General features: G+C 63.1%; 18 protein-coding genes. 7 read left to right on the top strand and 11 right to left on the bottom strand.

Annotated elements, in window-relative coordinates; translation table 11 throughout:
- Positions 1-8: 8 nt before the first annotated feature.
- Complete coding sequence (sulA, locus tag ACWKWX_RS08935; RefSeq protein WP_416423429.1) at positions 9-485, top strand: SOS-induced cell division inhibitor SulA; 477 nt, start codon at positions 9-11, stop codon at positions 483-485.
- An 88-nt stretch (positions 486-573) separates the two neighbouring features.
- Here the strand turns inward: sulA and ACWKWX_RS08940 are convergent, their stop codons facing one another.
- From ACWKWX_RS08940 to ACWKWX_RS08970, 7 genes are all read right to left on the bottom strand, one after another.
- Entirely contained in the window at positions 574-807 is a 234-nt protein-coding gene (locus tag ACWKWX_RS08940) for a hypothetical protein (protein ID WP_416423428.1), read from the bottom strand.
- A 50-nt stretch (positions 808-857) separates the two neighbouring features.
- Complete coding sequence (locus ACWKWX_RS08945; protein WP_416423427.1) at positions 858-1,382, bottom strand: DUF6586 family protein; 525 nt, start codon at positions 1,380-1,382, stop codon at positions 858-860.
- A gap of 130 nt (positions 1,383-1,512) precedes the next feature.
- Positions 1,513-4,143 carry a type I DNA topoisomerase gene (gene topA / locus ACWKWX_RS08950; RefSeq protein ID WP_483827541.1) on the bottom strand — a complete coding sequence of 877 codons (2,631 nt, stop codon included), beginning with the start codon at positions 4,141-4,143 and terminating at the stop codon, positions 1,513-1,515.
- 97 nt (positions 4,144-4,240) lie between these two features.
- Complete coding sequence (locus ACWKWX_RS08955) at positions 4,241-4,492, bottom strand: DUF1653 domain-containing protein (RefSeq protein WP_416423425.1); 252 nt, start codon at positions 4,490-4,492, stop codon at positions 4,241-4,243.
- 77 nt (positions 4,493-4,569) lie between these two features.
- Complete coding sequence (gene fadA, locus ACWKWX_RS08960) at positions 4,570-5,745, bottom strand: acetyl-CoA C-acyltransferase FadA (protein WP_416423424.1); 1,176 nt, start codon at positions 5,743-5,745, stop codon at positions 4,570-4,572.
- Between the two features lie 30 nt (positions 5,746-5,775).
- On the bottom strand, positions 5,776-7,923 hold the full coding sequence (fadB, locus tag ACWKWX_RS08965) for a fatty acid oxidation complex subunit alpha FadB (RefSeq protein WP_483827542.1): 2,148 nt from the start codon (positions 7,921-7,923) through the stop codon (positions 5,776-5,778).
- 628 nt (positions 7,924-8,551) lie between these two features.
- Positions 8,552-8,989, bottom strand: coding sequence for a hypothetical protein (locus ACWKWX_RS08970; RefSeq protein WP_475505984.1), 438 nt, complete (start codon positions 8,987-8,989; stop codon positions 8,552-8,554).
- A gap of 111 nt (positions 8,990-9,100) precedes the next feature.
- Here ACWKWX_RS08970 and ACWKWX_RS08975 point away from each other — a divergent pair, with 111 nt between their 5' ends.
- Positions 9,101-9,541 (top strand): universal stress protein, encoded by a 441-nt coding sequence (locus tag ACWKWX_RS08975; RefSeq protein WP_416423421.1) that lies wholly within the window; start codon positions 9,101-9,103, stop codon positions 9,539-9,541.
- Positions 9,542-9,617: 76 nt separating this feature from the next.
- On the opposite strand, the gene ACWKWX_RS08980 is transcribed toward ACWKWX_RS08975, so the two are convergent.
- Positions 9,618-11,540, bottom strand: a complete 1,923-nt coding sequence (locus ACWKWX_RS08980) for an ATP-binding cassette domain-containing protein (RefSeq protein ID WP_416423420.1) — start codon at positions 11,538-11,540, stop codon at positions 9,618-9,620.
- A gap of 201 nt (positions 11,541-11,741) precedes the next feature.
- Between ACWKWX_RS08980 and ACWKWX_RS08985 the strand changes: the two genes are divergently transcribed.
- On the top strand, positions 11,742-13,670 hold the full coding sequence (locus tag ACWKWX_RS08985; RefSeq protein ID WP_473006031.1) for a transglycosylase SLT domain-containing protein: 1,929 nt from the start codon (positions 11,742-11,744) through the stop codon (positions 13,668-13,670).
- A 33-nt stretch (positions 13,671-13,703) separates the two neighbouring features.
- Here ACWKWX_RS08985 and ACWKWX_RS08990 read toward each other — a convergent pair whose 3' ends face one another.
- A complete protein-coding gene (locus tag ACWKWX_RS08990; protein WP_416423418.1) occupies positions 13,704-14,507 on the bottom strand; it encodes an MOSC domain-containing protein in 804 nt (267 codons plus the stop codon).
- A 119-nt stretch (positions 14,508-14,626) separates the two neighbouring features.
- On the bottom strand, positions 14,627-15,553 hold the full coding sequence (locus ACWKWX_RS08995; RefSeq protein WP_473006030.1) for a chemotaxis protein CheV: 927 nt from the start codon (positions 15,551-15,553) through the stop codon (positions 14,627-14,629).
- A 520-nt stretch (positions 15,554-16,073) separates the two neighbouring features.
- Here ACWKWX_RS08995 and ACWKWX_RS09000 point away from each other — a divergent pair.
- The 3 genes from ACWKWX_RS09000 (at position 16,074) to ACWKWX_RS09010 (ending at position 18,665) form a co-directional block, all read left to right on the top strand.
- Positions 16,074-16,538 (top strand): hypothetical protein, encoded by a 465-nt coding sequence (locus tag ACWKWX_RS09000; protein WP_416423416.1) that lies wholly within the window; start codon positions 16,074-16,076, stop codon positions 16,536-16,538.
- 580 nt (positions 16,539-17,118) lie between these two features.
- On the top strand, positions 17,119-18,009 hold the full coding sequence (locus ACWKWX_RS09005; RefSeq protein WP_473006836.1) for a sensor histidine kinase: 891 nt from the start codon (positions 17,119-17,121) through the stop codon (positions 18,007-18,009).
- Positions 18,006-18,665 carry a response regulator gene (locus ACWKWX_RS09010; RefSeq protein WP_416423415.1) on the top strand — a complete coding sequence of 220 codons (660 nt, stop codon included), beginning with the start codon at positions 18,006-18,008 and terminating at the stop codon, positions 18,663-18,665. The genes ACWKWX_RS09005 and ACWKWX_RS09010 overlap by 4 nt, the downstream gene beginning before the upstream one ends.
- An 85-nt stretch (positions 18,666-18,750) precedes the next feature.
- On the opposite strand, the gene yegS is transcribed toward ACWKWX_RS09010, so the two are convergent.
- Positions 18,751-19,653, bottom strand: a complete 903-nt coding sequence (gene yegS, locus ACWKWX_RS09015; RefSeq protein WP_483827543.1) for a lipid kinase YegS — start codon at positions 19,651-19,653, stop codon at positions 18,751-18,753.
- Between the two features lie 372 nt (positions 19,654-20,025).
- Between yegS and ACWKWX_RS09020 the strand changes: the two genes are divergently transcribed.
- Positions 20,026-21,462, top strand: a complete 1,437-nt coding sequence (locus tag ACWKWX_RS09020; RefSeq protein ID WP_416423412.1) for an undecaprenyl-phosphate glucose phosphotransferase — start codon at positions 20,026-20,028, stop codon at positions 21,460-21,462.

The following is a 21,462-nucleotide window of genomic DNA, read 5'->3' on the forward strand; positions in this document are numbered from 1 at the left end:
GAGGCTCCATGCAGTTCCCACACTCGATGCAACCGGCCCAGCTGTCCCTGTTCGAGGCCTTCATGGCTCAACCCGTGGCGCCGCTGTTCACCCACGCCACCGAAGTGCCCTGGACGGCGCCGCAGCCCGAGGTCTTCAGTGAAGTGTCATTGCGTGGCGCTGCCGGGAACTGCCTGAACCTGCTGGCCCCGATGCTGCGCGAGCTCAGCGAGGACCAGGACGCCCGCTGGCTGACCCTGATAGCCCCGCCCGCCAGCCTGACCCAGGCCTGGCTGCGCGACGCCGGCCTGAACCGCGAACGCATCCTGATCCTGCAAACGGGCGGCAACCAGAGCGCCCTGCAGCTGACCTGCGAGGCGCTGCGCCTGGGCCGCAGCCACACGGTGGTGAGCTGGTTGCACCCGCTGGCCAGCAGCGCGCGCCAGCAGTTGATTGCCGCCGCACGCCTGGGCGACGCCCAGAGCCTGAACATTCGCATGGGGTAGAACGTCTGTGGGAGCTGGCTTGCCAGCGAGCTTTTAAAGATCAAAAGCTCGCTGGAAAGCCAGCTCCCACAGACTCAGTCGCGCCAGATCAATGCAGGACGCGCGGGCCTTCTTCTTTCTCCAGCTCGCCTTCCACCATCTTGCCCGCCATCTGCACGCCCACGCTGAGCATGGCCTTGGCGACTTCAACATGCTGTCCTTGCAGGAAAGCCTTGGCGTCTTCCGAGAAGTCCAAGGTCACGAGCGAGCCTTCATCCTCGGCGCGGCGCAGTTCAATTCGGCCGTCGGGCAGCTCGACAATTTCAAGAAAGGACGTTGGCATAAAGGGGGGTTCTCCACGTGAGGGCGCTATTGTAGCAGCCGCTGACGCAATCAGCACTCACTGAGGCCATCGCGGTAACGAATGGCCAGACTCTTGAGCTGCTGGCGCCAGCCCTCCAACACCTCGCGGGTCAGTTCCTCAGGCTCCTCAGGCGCATCCAGGTTGACCGCCACGATCAGTGGCTGGGTGACATCACCTTTCGCTACCTTCGGCGCCTGGGGCGGGCGATGCAGCGCCGCGTGGGCGGCCAGCAGCTCGTACACCCAGCTGCCTGGGGCCTGGGCCAGCTCGACCAGCTCGGCCATTTCCGGGATGGCGATCTGCGCCAGAATCTGCGGGGTCAGCAACTCTTCGGCGCGCGGCGTAGCGGCCTGGGGCAAGCGGTAGAAACCGGCGATTTCATGGCACAGGCCCAGCAAGGCACCGTACAGGTGGAACAACGACGACTCGCGCTCGGCCTGGATGCGCGCCAGGGCGTTCATGGCCTGGCCCTGCTCGGCCTTGCCCATGGCTTCCAGGGAGAGGCCGGCGAAGTAAATTTTCTGATTGGTGCGGGTGTAGAGTTCGTGGGCCATGGCGGGCACCCTCCAGTAACGACGGGGTTCGGGCAGACGAACAGTTTCAGCGATGAACGCCCGCCGTCGCAAGATAAATATCGGGCCATAAAAAAACCGCGCCGGGGCGCGGTTTTTTCTCAGGGATGAATCAAGCCGGCTCTTTCTCTTTCGCCCGCTTGTCTTCCACCTTCCAGCTGTCGCCTTCGTAGAACGCGCGCCAGCCCGTCGGCTTGCCGTCCACTTCGGTCTGCACGTACTGCTCCTTGGTCTTGCGGCTGTAGCGGATCACCGATGGGCGGCCATCGGGGTCCTTCTTCGGCGCTTCGCAGAGGAAGTGGTACTTGGGATCGATCTCGTCCTTGTGCGGGATGATCTCGATGACCAGTGGCGCACGGGTCTCGCGGTTTTTCGGGAACTGGCTGGCCGCCAGGAACAGGCCCGAGGCGCCGTCACGCAGCACGTAGGTGTCGTTGACCTTCTCGCACTTGAGTTCCGGCATCTTCACCGCGTCCATCTTCGGCGGCGCCGCCTCGCCGCTCTTCAGCAGCTTGCGGGTGTTCTTGCACTCGGGGTTGGTGCAACCGAAGAACTTGCCGAAACGGCCGGTCTTGAGCTGCATCTCACTGCCGCACTTGTCGCATTCCAGGCTCGGGCCTTCGTAGCCCTTGATGCGATAGTTGCCTTCCTCGATCTCGTAGCCCACGCAGTCCGGGTTGTTACCGCAGATGTGCAGCTTGCGCTTCTCATCCAGCAGGTAGGCGTCCATGGCGGTGGCGCAGATCGGGCAGCGGTGCTTGCCACGCAGCACCAGCGACTCGGATTCACCCTCGTCGTCGGCGGCGATCTCGTCGCCCGGCACCAGGTTGATGGTGGCCTTGCAACGTTCTTTCGGCGGCAGGCTGTAGCCCGAGCAACCCAGGAACACGCCGGTGGATGCGGTACGGATCATCATGTGCCGGCCGCACTCGCGGCAGGTGATGTCGGTCGGCGTCGGCTGGTTGGCACGCATGCCGCTGTCGGCGGAACCGGCCACTTCCAGCTTGTTCTTGAAGTCGCCGTAGAACTCGTCCAGCACGTTCTTCCAGTCGCGCTCGCCCTGGGCCACGTCGTCGAGGTTCTCCTCCATGCCGGCGGTGAAGCCGTAGTCCATCAGGTTCGAGAAGCTCTCCGACAGGCGCTCGGTGACGATGTCACCCATCTTCTCGGAGTAGAAGCGGCGGTTGTGCAGGGCCACGTAGCCGCGGTCCTGGATGGTGGAGATGATGGCGGCGTAGGTCGACGGGCGACCGATACCGCGTTTTTCCATCTCTTTCACCAGGCTGGCTTCGGAGTAGCGCGCCGGCGGCTTGGTGAAATGCTGGGTCGGGTCCAGCTCGATCAGCTTCAGCTTCTCGCCCTGGTCCATTTCCGGCAGCACGTCGTCGTCGCCCGGCTTGGCCATCTGTGGCATCACGCGGGTGTAACCGTCGAACTTGAGGATACGGCCCTTGGCACGCAGCTCGAACTCGCCGGCAGCCACGGTGACGGTGGTGGACAGGTACTGCGCTGGCGGCATCTGGCAGGCCAGGAACTGGCGCCAGATCAGCTCGTACAGGCGCTCGGCGTCACGCTCCATGCCCGCCAGCTTGGTGGGGTGGGTGTTGACGTCAGACGGACGAATGGCTTCGTGCGCCTCCTGGGCGCCTTCCTTGCTGCTGTACACCATGGGCGCGGCCGGCAGGTACTGCTTGCCGAATTCGCTCTCGATGTAGCTGCGCGCCATTTCCACCGCGTCGGCGGACAGGTTGGTGGAGTCGGTACGCATGTAGGTGATGTAGCCGGCTTCGTACAGACGCTGGGCCATCATCATGGTCTTCTTCACGCCGAAGCCCAGGCGGTTGCTGGCAGCCTGCTGCAGGGTCGAGGTGATGAACGGTGCCGACGGCTTGCTGCTGGTCGGCTTGTCTTCACGCTTGACGATGCTGTAGGTGGACGCCTTGAGCTTGGCCAGGGCGGCCATGGCCGTGGCTTCGTTCAGCGGCTTGAAGGCCTCGCCGTTCTCGCGCGCCACTTCGAAACGCACCTTGGCGTTCTTGGCGGTGCCCAGGTCGGCGTGGATCTCCCAGTACTCTTCAGGGATGAACGCACGAATTTCGCGCTCGCGCTCCACCACCAGTTTCACGGCCACCGACTGCACGCGGCCAGCCGACAGGCCACGGGCGATCTTCGACCACAGCAGCGGCGAGACCATATAGCCCACCACGCGGTCGAGGAAACGGCGCGCCTGCTGGGCGTTGACGCGGTCGATGTCCAGCTCGCCCGGCGTGGAGAAGGCCTCCTGGATGGCCTTCTTGGTAATTTCGTTGAACACCACGCGCTTGTAGCGGGTGTCGTCACCACCGATGGCTTCGCGCAGGTGCCAGGCAATGGCTTCCCCCTCGCGGTCCAAGTCGGTTGCGAGATAGATGGTGTCGGCATCCTTGGCGAGACGGCGCAGCTCCTCGATCACCTTCTCCTTGCCGGGAAGGATCTCGTAGTGGGCTTTCCAGCCGTGCTCGGGGTCGACGCCCATGCGCGCCACCAGCTGCTTGCGCGCCTTTTCCTTGGGCGACAAGGCAGGCGCCTCGGCGGCCGCGGCCTTGCCACGCTTCACCGGTTCTTTCGTGGCGCTAGCCGAACCGCTGGTGGGCAGGTCTCGGATATGGCCGATACTCGACTTCACCACGTATTGGTTGCCCAGATACTTGTTGATGGTCTTGGCCTTAGCCGGGGATTCCACAATGACCAGCGATTTGCCCATGGATCGGAAAATTCCTGAATACTAGAAATGAAAGCGATTGGTGCCTTCGAGGCACCGCTATATATAGTGGCGACGAAACGAGGTCAAGCGCGGATGATCAAGCGATCTCGTCGCCGGGCTGCTCGAACAGGCTCGGTTCGGCCTCGACCAAAGCAAAGCGCGGTACGCGCTCGCCGTCAACTTCGACCGACTCCAGGAACATGCTCAGCGGCCGTACCCACAGGCCAAATTCGCCGTACAGCGCCTGGTAGCAGACCACCTCTTCCTCGCTTTCGGAATGGCGCGCAACACCAAATACGCGGTAGTGAGGCCCTTTGTAGTGACGATAGAGCCCTGGCTGTAGCTGCATGTTTGCCTCGCTTGAACAAAATATCCTGAAAAACAAAAACCGGGGCACCTGGCCCCGGTTCGCCGACTCGCGAGCGCTTAGACGCGTTCGAAGACGGTGGTGATGCCCTGACCCAGACCTACACACATGGTGGACACCCCGAAGGTGCCGTTGTTCTGCTTCATGACATTCAACAGGGTGCCCGAAATACGTGCACCAGAGCAACCGAATGGGTGACCCAGGGCGATGGCGCCGCCGTGCAGGTTAACCTTCTCGTTCATCTTGTCGAGCACTTTCAGATCCTTCAGCACCGGCAGGGCCTGTGCGGCGAAGGCTTCGTTGAGCTCGAAGAAGTCGATATCGTTGATCGAAAGGCCTGCGCGCTTCAGCGCTTTCTGGGTCGCCGGCACCGGGCCGTAGCCCATGATTGCAGGGTCGACGCCGGCAACGGCCATGGAGCGGATCACTGCCATCGGCTGAATGCCCAGGTCTTGGGCACGTTGGGCCGACATGACGATCATGCAAGAGGCGCCGTCGGTAATTTGCGACGAAGTGCCCGCTGTCACGGTGCCACCTTTGGGGTTGAACGCAGGACGCAGCGCGGCCAGGCTCTCCAGGGTAGTGTCCGGACGAATGGTCTCGTCGTAGTCAAACATCTTCAGGAAGCCGTTCTCGTCATACCCTTGCATCGGGATGATCTCGTCCTTGAACTTGCCTTCCACGGTGGCCTTGTGGGCCAGTTGGTGGGAGCGCAGGCCGAAGGCGTCCTGGGCTTCGCGGGTGATGCCGTGCATCTTGCCGAGCATTTCCGCAGTCAGGCCCATCATGCCCGAGGCCTTGGCGGCGTACAGGGACATGTGCGGGTTGGGATCGACGCCGTGCATCATGCTCACGTGGCCCATGTGCTCCACGCCGCCGACGACGAACACGTCGCCGTTGCCGGTCATGATCGCCTGGGCGGCGGTGTGCAGCGCGCTCATGGACGAGCCGCACAGGCGGCTGACGGTCTGGCCGGCCGCGGTGTGCGGGATCTGGGTCATCAGCGACGCCATGCGCGCGATGTTCCAGCCCTGCTCCAGGGTCTGGTTCACACAGCCCCAGATCACGTCCTCGACTTCGCTCGGGTCGACCTTGACGTTGCGTTCCAGCAGTTTGCTGATCAGGTGCGCCGACATGTCTTCGGCGCGGGTGTTGCGGTGCATGCCACCCTTGGAGCGGCCCATTGGCGTGCGACCGAAGTCGACGATCACCACATCTCTCGGATTCAAGCTCATAAAATCGTTCTCGCTCTAGTCGTTGGGCGCTTAACCGAAGAAGCTCTGGCCGTTCTTGGCCATCTCACGCAGCTTCGCGGTGGGGTGGTACAGCGGGCCCAGGTCGGCGTACTGGTCTGCCAGGGCGACGAAGTTGGCCACGCCCAGCGAATCGATGTAGCGCAGCGCGCCGCCACGGAACGGAGGGAAACCGATGCCGTAGACCAGGCCCATGTCGGCCTCGGCCGCGGTTTCGACGATGCCGTCTTCCAGGCAACGCACGGTCTCCAGGCACAGCGGAATCATCATCCAGTTGAGGATGTCGTCGTCGCTCAGCTCGCGCTGCTCGTAGACGATCGGCTTGAGCACTTCGAGCACCGAGGCGTCGGCGACTTTCTTCGGCTTGCCCTTCTTGTCGGTCTCGTAGGCGTAGAAGCCCTTGCCGTTCTTCTGGCCCAGGCGGTTGGCCTCGTACAGCACGTCGATGGCCGAACGGCGGTCATCTTTCATGCGGTCCGGGAAGCCTTCGGCCATTACGTCGCGGCCGTGGTGGCCGGTGTCGATGCCGACCACGTCCATCAGGTAGGCCGGGCCCATCGGCCAGCCGAATTTTTCCATGATCTTGTCGACGCGCACGAAGTCGATGCCGGCGCTGACCAGCTTGGCGAAGCCGCCGAAGTACGGGAACAGCACGCGGTTGACCAGGAAGCCCGGGCAGTCGTTGACCACGATCGGGTTCTTGCCCATCTTCTTGGCGTAGGCCACGGTGGTGGCGACTGCCACTTCGCTGGACTTCTCGCCACGGATGACTTCCACCAGCGGCATCATGTGCACCGGGTTGAAGAAGTGCATGCCGACGAAGTTTTCCGGACGCTTGAGGGCTTTCGCCAGCAGGCTGATGGAAATGGTCGAGGTGTTGGACGCCAGGATGGTGTCCACCTTGACCTGGGCTTCGACTTCGGCCAGCACGGCCTGCTTGACCTTGGGGTTCTCGACCACGGCTTCGACGACGATGTCGACGTGGCCGAAATCACCGTACGACAGGGTCGGGCGAATGGCGTTGAGCGACTCGGCCATCTGCGCGGCGGTCAGGCGGCCTTTCTCGACGCGCTTGCCCAGCAGCTTCGAGGCTTCGGCCAGGCCTTGCTCGATGCCCTTCTCGTTGATGTCCTTCATCAGGATCGGGGTGCCCTTGACGGCGGACTGGTAGGCAATGCCACCGCCCATGATGCCGGCGCCGAGCACGGCGGCCTGCTTCACGTCGTGGGCCAGCTCGTCGTAGGCCTTGGCCTTGCGTTTCAGTTCCTGGTCATTCAGGAACAGGCCCACCAGGCTTTGCGCAGCCGGGGTCTTGGCCATTTTCACGAAACCGGCGGCTTCGATTTCCAGGGCCTTCTCGCGACCGAAGTTGGCGGCTTTCTGGATGGTCTTGATGGCTTCGACCGGGGCCGGGTAGTTCGGCCCGGCCTGGCCGGCGACGAAGCCCTTGGCGGTCTCGAAGGCCATCATCTGCTCGATGGCGTTGAGCTTGAGCTTGTCCAGCTTGGGCTGGCGACGGGCCTTGTGGTCGAACTCGCCGCTGATGGCGCGCTTGACCAGGTCCAGGGCGGCCGCGTGCAGCTGCTCAGGCGCGACCACGGCATCGACGGCGCCGGCTTTCAGGGCGTCATCGGCACGGTTTTCCTTGCCCGAGGCAATCCACTCGATGGCGTTGTCGGCACCGATGATGCGCGGCAGGCGCACGGTGCCGCCGAAGCCTGGGTAGATGCCCAGCTTCACTTCCGGCAGGCCGATCTTGGCGGTGGCGGACATGACGCGGAAGTCCGCGGCCAGGCACATTTCCAGGCCGCCGCCCAGGGCGATGCCGTTGATGGCGGCCACGGTGGGCACGCCCAGGTCTTCGAAGTCGCTGAAAATGCGGTTGGCTTCCAGGTTACCAGCGACCAGTTCGGCCTCGGGCAGCTTGAAGTTGTCGACAAATTCGGTGATGTCCGCGCCGACGATGAAAACGTCCTTGCCACTGCTGACAATCACGCCTTTGATGCTGGCGTCGGCCTTGATGGTGTCCACCGCCTGGCGCAATTCGCCCAGGGTCAGACGGTTGAATTTATTGACGGACTCACCCTTGAGGTCGAACTTCAATTCGACGATGCCACTTTCAAGAGCCTTAACCGTGATGGCTTTACCTTCGTAAATCATCAACTGATCTCCACGATATGGAAGCTGAACTGTACACGCCAAACGCTGGTGCGAGGCCGGCAGGCGCATTGACGCCGGTTGCCGCTCCCTCGCTTCCAGACACACCCGTCAGCGCGATATTCGGGATTCTGTATAAGAGCGTTCCTACAAGACAAACGCTCAATTCATACGCCCGTTTGATTTGGGTATGCACACATTCAGGGAAAAACCGGCAATTGTCAAATGCGCTGGAAGGCGGCAAAAACGCGACTTTGCGGTCACGCGTGCGTCATAACAGCGCACGCCGCGCCGGGACTGATGACGCAACATTCAGCAACAGCATGGCACATACCCATGACAGCCAGATACACCGGGGCCTGGGGCAAACCAAACGTCGCAGGGAAATAAAAAGAAAGGAATTTTGAAAGAGGCCGGCGTAAGATCGCTTCGCGACTACACTGTCGACCACACATGCAGAAAATGTCTTACCGGCCTGCCTGGCCAACCCCAGCCCGACGCAGATTATCGGGCTTTTTATTGCCCGAAATCTAACGCCCCGACACCTGTGGGAGCTGGCTTGCCAGCGAGCTTCTTGTTCCGCAACAGCTCGCTGGCAAGCCAGCTCCCACAGGGCGACAGCCCCCACAGGTCATGCCAGCGCTTTCAGCACCTGGTCTATCGCCACCAGCACACTCGCCTCCCCGCGCTCGCCCCAGTACAGGGCGATCAACTGTTGACCTGCGTCAACCTTGTAGACATTACCCGGCAAGGTGGCGAACTGCGCGAGTAATATCGGGTCTTCACAAGGCTCGCGCCATTGGTTGAGCCAGGTCCCCGGCTCGGTCTGCCAGTAGCAGAACCGCGCGGCCGTGGCCGACCGCCGCGGCCGGCAGTACTGCGCGCAGGGGCTTGGCGGCTGCTGGGGCAGCCAGTGCGGCCATTCCTGGGGCATCAGCTGCATGGCCAGGCCCAGGCGGCGCGCTTCCATGCGCAGGGCCATCTGGCCGCTCTGCTTGCGCGAGGGGCGCAGCCACACCAGGGGGCTTAAAACCAGCGCAAGGATTGACACCACTATCCATACCGTCATATGACTGTGCACCCTGTAAAACTTTTAGAAATGAGTTGGTTAGGACACGCGCAAACAGACCGACTTGAAACCGGCCATACTTAGCCTATCGCCACGTCAGGAGAGCTTCCCATGCCCTACCAACATATTCTGGTCGCCGTCGACCTGACCGAAGAGTGCGATCCGGTGATCCACCGGGCCCGCGAGCTGTCTTCCAGCCAGGACGCCAAGCTGTCCCTGGTGCACATCGTCGAACCCATGGCCATGGCCTTCGGCGGCGACGTGCCCATGGACCTGTCGCAGCTGCAACAGCAGCAGTTCGACCAGGCCAAGGAGCGCCTGGAGCGCCTGATCACCAAGTACCCGGAACTGACGAAAGAGAACTGCCACCTGACCTATGGCCAGCCCAAGCAGGAAATCCATGGCCTGGCCAAGGAAAAGGGTTGCGACCTGGTGGTGGTGGGCAGCCATGCCCGCCATGGCCTGGCGCTCTTGCTGGGCTCCACGTCCAATGACGTGCTGCATGGCGCGCCCTGTGATGTGCTGGCGGTACGCCTGAAGAAACCTGAGTAATCGCGGCGCCCCCATCGCGGCCAAGGCCGGCTCCTACCTGTAGGAGCCGGCCTTGGCCGCGATGGGGCAACACGGATCAGGCGTCGAGCTCAGCCCAACGCTCGACCATCTCGTCCAGCTTGGCCTGGGCCTGTTCCAGCTCGGCAATCACCTTGGCCGTCTCGGCCGCCGGCTTCTGGTAGAAACCCGCATCCGCCATGGTCGCTTCCAGCGCGGCAATCTTCTGCTCCTGGGCGTCGATCTCACCCGGCAAGGCTTCCAGCTCGCGCTGCAGCTTGTAGCTGAGTTTCTTCTTCGCAGGGGCAGCAGCTTCCACTGCCGGTGCCACGACGGCTGCCGGGGCAGTCACCACGGCGCTGTTAAGCTCGGCCTTGCCCGACTTGTTCTCGGTAACGCCCAGCAGCTTCGGCGAACCACCCTGGCGAATCCAGTCCTGGTAGCCACCCACGTACTCGCGCACCTTGCCCTCGCCTTCGAAGACCAGGGTGCTGGTCACCACGTTGTCGAGGAAGGCCCGGTCGTGGCTGACCATCAGCACGGTGCCCTTGAAGCTGGACAGCACTTCTTCCAGCAGTTCCAGGGTTTCCACGTCCAGGTCGTTGGTCGGTTCGTCGAGCACCAGCAGGTTGGCCGGCTTGCTGAACAGCTTGGCCAGCAGCAGGCGCGCACGCTCGCCACCCGACAGCGCCTTGACCGGCGTGCGGGCACGCTGCGGGCTGAACAGGAAGTCGCCCAGGTAGCTGAGCACGTGGCGGTTCTGGCCGTCGATCTCGATGAAGTCCCGGCCTTCGGCCAGGTTGTCGATCACGGTCTTTTCCAGGTTCAGCTGGTGGCGCAGCTGGTCGAAGTACGCCACTTCCAGGCGCGTACCGGCCGCCACGGTGCCGCTGGTGGCTTCCAGGTCGCCCAGCATCAGCTTGAGCAACGTGGTCTTGCCGGTGCCGTTGGCGCCCAGCAGGCCAATGCGGTCCTGGCGCTGCAGCACCATGGAGAAGTCCTTGACCAGGAACGGGCCGCCCGGGTGGGCAAAGCTGACGTTCTCGACCACCATCACCTGCTTGCCGGATTTCTCCGCGGTATCAAGCTGGATGTTGGCCTTGCCCTGGCGCTCGCGACGCTCGCTGCGCTCGACGCGCAGCTCTTTCAGGGCGCGCACGCGGCCTTCGTTACGGGTACGACGGGCCTTGATGCCCTGGCGAATCCACACCTCTTCCTGGGCCAGGCGCTTGTCGAACAGCGCATTGGCGGTCTCTTCGGCCGCCAGCATGGCTTCCTTGTGCACCAGGAAGCTGGCGTAGTCGCCGTTCCAGTCGATCAGGCCGCCGCGGTCCAGTTCCAGGATGCGCGTGGCCAGGTTCTGCAGGAAGGAACGGTCGTGCGTGATGAACAGCACGGCGCCGCCGAAACCGCTCAGGGCCTCTTCCAGCCAGGCAATCGCACCGATGTCCAGGTGGTTGGTAGGCTCGTCGAGCAGCAGCAGGTCGGGCTCGGACACCAGCGCCTGGGCCAGCAGCACGCGGCGGCGCCAGCCACCGGACAGCTGCGCCAGGGTCTTGTCGGCCGGTAGTTGCAGGCGGCTCAGGGTGCTATCCACCAGTTGCTGCAGGCGCCAGCCGTCGCGGGCCTCGAGGTCCGACTGGACGTGCATGAGCTTGGTCAGGTCTTCATCGGTGACGATGTTCTGGCTCAGGTGGTGATATTCGGCCAGCAACGCGCCCACACCATCGAGGCCTTCGGCAACCACGTCGAACACGGTGCGATCGTCGGCCACCGGCAGTTCCTGCGGCAGCTCGCCGATCTTCAGGCCCGGCGCACGCCAGACCTCGCCTTCGTCAGGCTTCTGATCGCCCTTGACCAGGCGCAACATGCTGGACTTGCCAGTGCCGTTGCGACCGATGATGCAGACCCGCTCTCCACGGGCGATCTGCCAGGACACTTTGTCCAACAACGGCATCGCGCCGAAAGCGAGGGACACATCGCTTAATTTGAGCAGGGTCATGTGTTTCTCCAAAAACCGGGCGCGCATTCTACCTGACTTGAGCGCCCAGCACAGTAAATGCCGCCATATGGGCCGGACGGTCTGAATTCATCTGTTGTTACAAGCACAATGCTTTCATCGGCCACCCGCAACCGGCTAAGCTAATGGGAAATCAGTGCAGGCAACGCCGCACTTGTCATGCCTTATCTGCACGGATGTCTCATGCGCGGTCGCCTGTCTAGCCTCTTGTCCTGCCTGCTGCTCTCTGCCACCGCCGTCTCCTGCGCCCACGCAGTGGACCTGACCACCCAGCGCCAGTATTACGACGAGGCCAAGCGCGCACTGGCCAAGGGCGACAGCGGTCCCTACTACCGTTACGCGCCGATGCTCAGCGACTACCCGCTGGAGCCGTACCTGGCCTATGACGAGCTCACCGCACGCCTGAAGACCGCCAGCAACGACGAGATCGAGAAATTCCTCGCCGCCCACGGTGACCTGCCCCAGGCCAACTGGATGAAGCTGCGCTGGTTGCGCTGGCTGGCGGAACGCGGCGACTGGGACACCTTTGCCAAATATTATGACGCCAAGCTCAACTTCACCGAGCTTGACTGCCTCAACGGCCAGTACCAACTGGGCCACAACCAGAAGGCCGAGGGCTACGCCAGCGCGCAGAAGCTGTGGCTGACCGGCAAGACCCAGCCCGACGCCTGCGACGCGCTGTTCGGCCTGTGGGCCGCCGACGGCCAATTGACCGAGGACAAGCGCTGGCAGCGCCTGAAACTGGCCGCCCACACCCGCAACTACGCCCTGGCCAACGCGTTGGTCGCCACCCTGCCGACCCTGGGCAACCAGGGCCGCCTGCTGATCAGCGTGGCGCAGAACCCCGAGCTGCTCACCGACCCGTCGCGCTTCCAGCCGGCCACCGAGGCCATGTCCGACGTGGTCGGCCTGGGCCTGCGGCGCCTGGCCAAGCAGGACCCGGACCGGGCCATGCAGATGCTCGACGGCTACGCCAACAGCATGCACTTTTCTCGTGACGAAAAGGTGGCCATCGCCCGGGAAATCGGCCTGACCCTGGCGCGCAACTACGACCCGCGCGCCCTCGACCTGATGACCCAGTACGACCCCGAGCTGCGCGACAACACCGTCACCGAGTGGCGCCTGCGCCTGCTGCTGCGCCTGGGCCGCTGGCAGGACGCCTACGACCTGACCCGCCGCCTGCCCCAGGACCTGGCGGCCACCAGCCGCTGGAAATACTGGCAGGCGCGCAGCCTGGAGCTGGCACAACCACAGAACCCGCAGGTGCCGCTGCTGTACCGCAACGTGTCCAAGGAGCGTGATTTCTACGGCTTCCTCGCCGCCGACCGCACCCAGGCGCCCTACTCCCTGGCCAACCGCCCGCTGGTGATCAGCCAGGCGTTGATGAACAAGGTGCGCAACACCCCGGGCATCCGCCGCGCCATGGAGCTGCTGGACCGTGGCCAGGTGGTGGACGCACGCCGCGAGTGGTACTACGTGAGCAACCTGTTCAGCCGCGACGAAATGGTCGCCCAGGCCAAGCTGGCCTACGACATGCACTGGTACTTCCCGGCCATCCGCACCATTGCCCAGGCGCAGTACTGGGATGACCTGGACATCCGCTTCCCCATGGCCCACCGCGAGGCCCTGGTGCGCGAAGCCAACAACCGCGGCATCCATGCCAGCTGGGCGTTCGCCATCACCCGCCAGGAAAGCGCGTTCATGGACGACGCCCGTTCGGGCGTGGGCGCCATGGGCCTGATGCAGCTGATGCCCGGCACCGCCAAGGAAACCGCGCGCAAGTTCAGCATTCCCCTGGCCTCGCCGCAGCAGGCCATCGACCCGGACAAGAATATCCAGCTGGGCGCCGCCTACCTGAGCCAGGTGCACGCGCAGTTCAACGGCAACCGCGTGCTCGCTTCCGCCGCCTACAACGCCGGCCCCGGCCGCGTGAAGCAGTGGCTGCGCGGCGCCAACCACCTGAGCTTCGACGTGTGGGTGGAGTCGATTCCGTTCGACGAGACCCGCCAGTACGTGCAGAACGTGCTGTCCTACGCAGTGATCTACGGCCAGAAGCTGAACATCCCGCAGCCGATCGCCGACTGGAACGAACGCTTCTTCGACGACCAATAACCCCGTGGACGCGGCCTTTGGCCGCTGCTACGGTTATTCGAGGACCGTGACGGGCATGCCGACCTGCAGCTGCCCTACCCCGTCGTTGACCAGGTTCTGCCCGAACATCACGTCGCCATCCACCTGGCGATAGGTCTTGAGCGTCGCCAATGGCTCGCGATCGTCACTGCGTACTCCGGTCGCGGGGTCAATGGTGGTGAGGATGCAGCGCGAGCACGGCTTCACCACCCGGAACTCCACCTCGCCAATGCGAATGCGCTTCCAGCCATCCTCGGCGAACGCCTCGCTGCCGGTGACCACCAGGTTGGGGCGGAACCGCAGCATCTCCAGTTCACGGCCCACGCGGCTCGACAGGTCATCCAGCGACGCCTGGCCAATCAGCAGTAATGGGAAACCATCGGCGAAGCCCACGCGGTCGCTGTCCAGGCCGTAGCCGGCCTGGGTGCTGCGCGCCCGCTCGACCGGCACCTGCACCAGGCGCGTCGGTTTGCCTATAAAGGAAGAGACCCACTGGGCTGCCTCATCGCCCGCATCAGGCACGCGCAGGGTGTCCCGCCAGATGGTCACACCGCGCAGCGGCGCGTCGGCGCCAGGGGTAGGCACGAACAGCGGCGCAAGGCCCGGTGCCGACAGTTGCAGCCCGGCATCGCCCTGGTGGGCGGCGCCCAGCTGGCTCATGTGTGCCTCGGCGCGCTGGGTCAGGAAGCGCCCGCTGGCCTCGTCCACCAGCATCCAGCGGCGATCGCCGGCCAGGCCCAGGCTGTCCAGGGCGGATGCCTGCAAGGGTTCGGCGATGGCGGACTTGAGGGGGTAGCGGTAGAGGGCGCTGAGGTGCATGGCGGCTTCCTGCGGTCAATTTAGACCGGCAGTTTATCACGCCACTTCTTTGTGGGAGCTGCCTTGCCAGCGAGCTGTTGAAGCCTGAAAAGCTCGCTGGCAAGCCAGCTCCCACAGGGTCAGTTATCCAGCATCAGGCGTTGGCGCACCACGTCCACCAGCTTGTCCGGCTGGAACTTGGACAGGAAGTTGTCGCAGCCCACCTTCTTGACCATGGATTCGTTGAAGCTGCCCGATAGCGAGGTGTGCAGCACTACGTACAAACCGCGCAGCCGCGGGTCGTTGCGGATCTCGGTGGTCAGGCGGTAGCCGTCCATCTCGGGCATTTCCGCGTCGGTGAACACCATCAGCAGTTTGTCCGTGAGGTTTTCGCCGGCATCCGCCCAGGCCTTGAGCATCTTCAGCGCCTTGAGGCCATCGCTGGCCACGTGCATCTTCACCCCCAGCTGGGACAGAGTGTCGCGCAGCTGCGCCAGCGCCACGGTAGAGTCGTCCACCAGCAGCACTTCCCTGCCCCGGGCACGGGCCAGCACGGGGTCTTCAAGCTTCTCGCGGGACACCTTGGCGCTGTAGGGCACGATCTCGGCCAGCACTTTTTCCACATCGATGATTTCCACCAGTTGGTCATCGACCTTGCTGATGGCGGTGAGGTAGTGCTGGCGGCCAGCGCTGGTAGGCGGCGGCAGGATGGCCTCCCAGTTCATGTTGACGATGCGGTCCACGCCGCCCACCAGGAACGCCTGCACCGAGCGGTTGTACTCGGTGACGATGATGGTGCTGTTGGGCCCCGGCTGCAGCGGGCGCATGCCGATGGCCTGGGACAGGTCGATGACCGGCAGGGTCTGCCCGCGCAGGTTGACCACCCCGCACACGAAAGCGTGGCGCTGGGGCATCAGCGTCAACTTGGGCAGTTGCAGCACCTCCTGCACCTTGAACACGTTGATGGCGAACAATTGCCGGCCCGCCAGGCGAAACATCAGAATTTCAAGGCGGTTCTCACCCACAAGCTGGGTACGTTGGTCTACTGTGTCGAGAATGCCGGCCATCGATGACTCCTGGGGACGATGCTGAGGTGAACTGATAAGGGTTATCGGCAGCGCGCGACCGATCTTGAAGCCCGACGAAATACACGCTGGTGAGCATTGATGTCACATTAACATCATGCTTAACTGATCGCATTGCCGTCGCTGAACATTTAGATACAAAACTGCTAAGAACCCTCCCTTCTTATCAGGGATTCCCCTATAGGCAATCGGGCGAAACCTGATATTCGCAATATCCAATAGCCATTAATGTGACGCCATTCTCAATGCATGAACGGAGTCAGGCTTTTGTTCGCTCGCTTTTTATCCCCCGATCGCAGCCTTCGGAGCGGCAGCAAGGGCCTGATTTCATCTTTTCCCGCCAAGACAATGTGTCTGGCTTGTGGCTCGCAGGACACATTGAAAATGACAGCGCAAATGCCAGCCATCCGTGCGCGGATGCAGCTAAGCTTGAGTGGCCAGATGGAACCAACGCACGGACCGCACGCAATGGACGCGTCCGCACGGAGTTGTGGAGATCAACATGCTCAATGACACCCAATGGTCATGTGCCCTGCCTGACTTCCTCGTCGAGGCCCAGGCCATGCTGAACAAATTGCAGGAATGCATCAGCCACCTCGAACTGATCCGCAACGATCAGGACGCCGCCGACTGCCTGCTGTACACCCTGGAAAGCCTTGGTTTACGGGCCCAGGGCCTGTCACTTGAGCAAGTGGCTGCATTTTGCCAGCAGCTGCGCCAGCTGCTGCACCTGGCAAAACCGCGCAATCGTTTGGAGGGGGCCACACTCAAGGCGCTCAACGAATGCCTCACCCTGCTGGCCTGGCAACTGGAGCTGATCGACCCACGCACCGGCCAGTTGAGCCTGGACAGTGACGAACAGGTGGCGCTGGTGGAGGCCCTGGCGGTCACCATCGATTCGAACCTCGCCCCTGTGCCTCCCACCGCGGGCAAGGCCAGCGGGCAATTGGACCGACGGGTCATGTGACCCCGACTGCATCCACTTTGTTGCCAGTTCCATACACCGCGCCAGGGCGCGGTATAATTGTGCGTTCATGAAATGACCAGCCATTCACCTAGGCCACCCTCAGCTATTCCCCTAGGTACAACTACCCCCGGCTTTCTGTAACTTTGGCATTACACTCAAAGTTACCAGGAGTGCGTTCCTGCCCTATGATTGTGCATTTTTGTCCGTTGACTGAAGTTGTTCAGGGGCCTGAGTTGCAATGTGATGACAACCGTACTCCAGCCGCCCCCAATGATGGCGATGTGATTGCGCTCGCGAGATAACTGTTAACGCCGAAAATAAACCTGACCGTTCAGGCATATATTGCTGAACAGGCGACCAACTGTTGATGAAGTGATACCATGGCAGACCTATTCCCCCCACGGACCGGATGCCCTGACCACCTGACACTTGCAAGGTGTCATCGGGAATCGGGCGATATGTTCTATTCATTTGCATCTTTCGCCCACGGCGCTACATCTAGAGCATGGAGCCTTGGAAACGGCTTTCAACAACGCCTTAACCGGTTCTCAGCAGCGACTTTTTCTTGGCTCCGTTTTCTATGTACGCCAGTTTCAGAAAATACACATCGTGGCCAATGGGCGTGCAACACATGCGCTGGTTGACGGTACTGCTGTGCCTGGGCTCGCTGTTGGGCAACGCCTGGATATTCGCCACCCAAGGCACGGTTCCCGCGGGGCTGCTGGCCATCAACATCGCCGCCATGCTCAGCGTATGGGTGCAGCATCGCAACGCGCAGAAGTCCATCGCCTTCAAGCCCCAGGAACTCGCCGACCACCTGTTGCAGGTGCAGGAAAACGAACGGCACCGCCTGAGCCGGGAACTGCACGATGACATCGGCCAGCTGCTGACTGCGGCCAAGATGCAATCAGACTGGCTGCAACGACGCCTGCCCAACGACCTGGAAGAAGGCTTCGCGACCTTGCGCGAGACCATCGACGAAACCCTGACCAAGGTCCGCGACGTGTCCGCCATCCTCAACCCGCGCCAGCTCACCAGCCTGGGCCTGGAAGCCAGCCTGCGCGGGCACCTGCTGCGCACCCTGGAAAACACCCAGGTGAACTGGACCCTGGAATGCCACCAGGCCATGACCGGCATCCCCGAGGAGATGGCGGTGGCCGCCTTCCGCATTACCCAGGAAGCGGTGACCAACCTGCTGCGCCATGCCCGGGCGACCAACCTGCTGGTGCGCCTGCAACGCACCCCCGAAGGCCTGCACCTGTATGTCAGCGATGACGGCGTGGGCTTCACCCCCGTCAGCGACCCGGCCAGCCATGGCCTGCGGGGCATGTCGGGCATGCAGGAGCGCGCCACGCTGATTGGCGGCTGGCTGAAGGTCAATAGCCAGCCCGGCCAGGGCACCCAACTTGAAGCACTCTTCCCCTGGGCGCCGCGCGCCCTGCAACGAGCCAAACTCGGCAAAGGCCTATGATCTGCAAATTATTGCTGGTGGACGATCATTCCCTGATCAGGGCGGGCGTGCGCGCCCTGGTGTCGGATATTCCCGGTTACGCGGTGGTGGGCGAGGCCAGCGATGGTGCACAACTGGTGGACATGGTGCGCCGGCTGGACCCGGACATCGTCCTGCTCGACCTGTCCATGCGTGACACCGGCGGGCTGGAAGCCCTGGGCCGGCTGCAGGCCACCCGGGCGCGCAGCAAGGTACTGATCCTGTCCATGCATACCGACCCGGAAATGATCATGCAGGCGCTGGAGATGGGCGCCCATGGTTACCTGCTCAAGGACACCACGGCCGTCGAACTGGGCCAGGCGCTGGACGCCCTGCGCAGCAACGAGCGTTACCTGAGCCCGGCCATCGCCCACACGGTGATCAACCAGGCGCTGATCCGCGCGCAGAGCAGCCGCCCGGAACAGGCCGACAACCACAACCTCACCCCGCGCCAGCTGGAGATCCTGCGGCTGATCGTGCGCGGCAAGTCCACCCGCGAGATCGCCACCGGCCTGGGGCTGAGCGTGAAGACCGTGGAAACCCACCGCTCGCAGATCATGAAGCGCCTGCAGATCTTCGACGTGGCGGGCCTGGTGCTGTTCGCCGTGCGCGAGCGCATCATCAGCCTCGACGATTGATGATTGCGCCGGCATTGCGGAACTCCTGACGCAGCCTGCGGCCGCTGCTACGCAGGGAGTGATGTAGCAGCGGCCGCAGGCCGCGTCACGGGCGCCCGCGCGACAACAGCGGTGAATTCGCCGGCAGGTGCACCTTCAGGGCGCCGGGCCGGGCGCTGAAACGCAGGCTGTCGCCCGTCAGCGGCTCGCCGTCGAGGTTGATGTCCAGGCCCTCGGCACTGTGGATTTCCACCCAGGGCAGGCGCACCCGAACGAACAGGTTATCCACTCCGAGCCCACCAGCGAGCAAATCCTTCAAGGTGCTGAACACCTCGGTGGGCGCCGGCAGGATGCTGATGTCCAGCAGCCCGTCATCCGCCACCGCCTCGGGGCACAGCACATGGCCACCACCCGCCTGCCGGCCATTGCCGATGCCCAGCGCCAGCAACTGCCCTTCCCACTCGAAGTCTGGCCCGCGCAGGCAGCCGTAGGCCGGGCGCAGCTCGGCGAAGCGCGACAAGCCGGTGAACAGGTAGGCCGCACCACCCAGCACTTTTTTCAGGTCGTCGGAGGTGTTGGCTGTCACCTGGCTGCCGAACCCTCCGGTGGCCATGTTCAGGAACAACTGCCCGCCCACCTCGCCCAGGTCCACCGGCCGGGCCGGTGCATCCAGTAGCGCCAGGGCCCCGGCGCAGTCCAGCGGCACGCCGGCGGCCCGGGCAAAATCGTTGGCGGTGCCCAGGGGCATCAGCACCAGGCTGGCGTCAGTGCCCGCCAGGGCGATGGCCTCGGCGATATCGCGCAGGGTGCCGTCACCGCCCCCGGCGATGATGTGCGGGTAACCGGCCGCCAGCGCTTCCGCCACCAGGCGCTGGGCATCCCCCGCCTCCCAGGTCAGCCGCACCGCCAGCTCGACGCCCGCCGCCCGCTGGGCTTCCACGGCGCGCCGCACGTCCTCGTTGAGGGCCTGCTTGCCGTGCAGAATCAAAAATGCCTTGCGCGCTGCCATGCCGTTTCCCCCGTCTAGAACCGCCCACTGAAGCGTTTCGACCACACCACCGTCAAAAAAAGCCATACAGATCATCAGCGATTGCATATTTTTTTGGCGCTTTGCGCGTTTTTGATTCGCAAGGCGGTGTTTCATGGACTTTACTCAGGTTTCAAAGTGCCATCGGAAAGATTGCCTTCCAGGGCCATTCAATCGTAAATTAATATTTGTAACGGAAAACTGACGCAAAATTCCCCGCCAATAATAAAACGACAAAAAATTGCCACCAGGGACGGAGTCAGCAACAAACGGTAACACCCAACGTACACAATGGAACTGCCGCAATTCTTGTTGTCGGCCTTGGATCACCAATGGTCTGGAGGGAAGGGATTTATGCGCTTGCAACCCGTGGACAGTCTGCTGATGACTCGGCCCAGTATGGTCGAGTATTTCCTGTTCGCTATCCGCCTGGTCCACGGGCTTACCGCCATCGCCCCTGGCTTGCTGATTTTGATGATCGACTCGAACATCAAGCCCGGCGCCGTGAAGGACGACCTGGCCGTGCTGGTGTTCTTCGGTTTTCTCAGCGTGCTGATCTTCCAGGCGCTGGGGGTGTACGCCGAATCGATCTTCAGCAACCGCCTGCGCTTCCAGACCACCTTCTACGCCTGGGCGTCGGCGTTCTGCCTGTTGCTGTTCATGCACCGGGCGCTGTCACTGTTCGACTTCATCAGCAACCTGCAGCTGGCGATCTGGTTCATCGGCACCTTCATCCTGTTCGGCATCGAACGGATGATCATCCTCACCCTGTTCCAGCAACTCATGGTGCGCGGGGTGTTCCTGCAGAACGCGGTGATCCTGGGGGCTACCGAAAACGGCCAGCGCCTGGCCGAGTACCTGCTGCAGCACCAGGACATCCGCTCCGGCGTGGTGGGCTTCATCGACGACCGCATCGCCCGCCTGCCCAAGACCCTGGTCAACCTGCCCCTGCTGGGCAACAGCCAGGAGCTGGAGCAACTGATCCGCGACGAGAAGGTCACCCAGGTGCTGGTGGCCATCCCCTGGTCGGCGGAAAACCGCATGGACTACATCATTCGCGAACTGCGCCGGCTGCCGGTGAACGTGCTGCTGGTGCCGGACATGGTCGCCTTCCGCCACTCGCACAACCGCATCACCGAAGTCGCCAACCTGCCGATGTTCAACGCCTCCGAAGTGCCGTTGCGCGGCTGGTCGCCGTTCTTCAAGCGCCTGGAAGACATGCTCATCTCCAGCCTGGCGCTGGTGGCGCTGTCGCCGATCATGCTGCTGGTGGCGCTGGCCATCAAGCTCGACTCCCCAGGCCCGGTGCTGTTCAAGCAGAAGCGCTACGGCTACAACAACCGCCTGATCGAGGTGTACAAGTTCCGCTCCATGCACCAGCACCAGGCCGATGCCAACGCCGAGAAGCAGACCGTGCGCGGTGACTCACGCATTACCCGGGTAGGCCGCTTCATCCGCAAGACCAGCCTGGATGAGCTGCCCCAGTTGTTCAACGTGTTCGGCGGCAGCATGTCGATGGTCGGCCCGCGCCCCCACGCCACGGCCACCAAGGCCGCCGGCATCCTCTTCGAAGAGGCGGTGAAGGAATACACCTCCCGCCATCGGGTCAAGCCGGGCATCACCGGCCTTGCGCAGATCAACGGCTACCGCGGCGAGACCGACACCCTGGAAAAGATCGAGAAACGCGTGGAGTTCGACCTCGAGTACATCGAGAACTGGTCCGTGTGGTTCGACCTCTACATCCTCTTCCGCACTGTTCCGGCAGTGCTCCTGACGCGCGAGGTTTATTGA

It is taken from the genome of Pseudomonas imperatae (assembly GCF_057128625.1).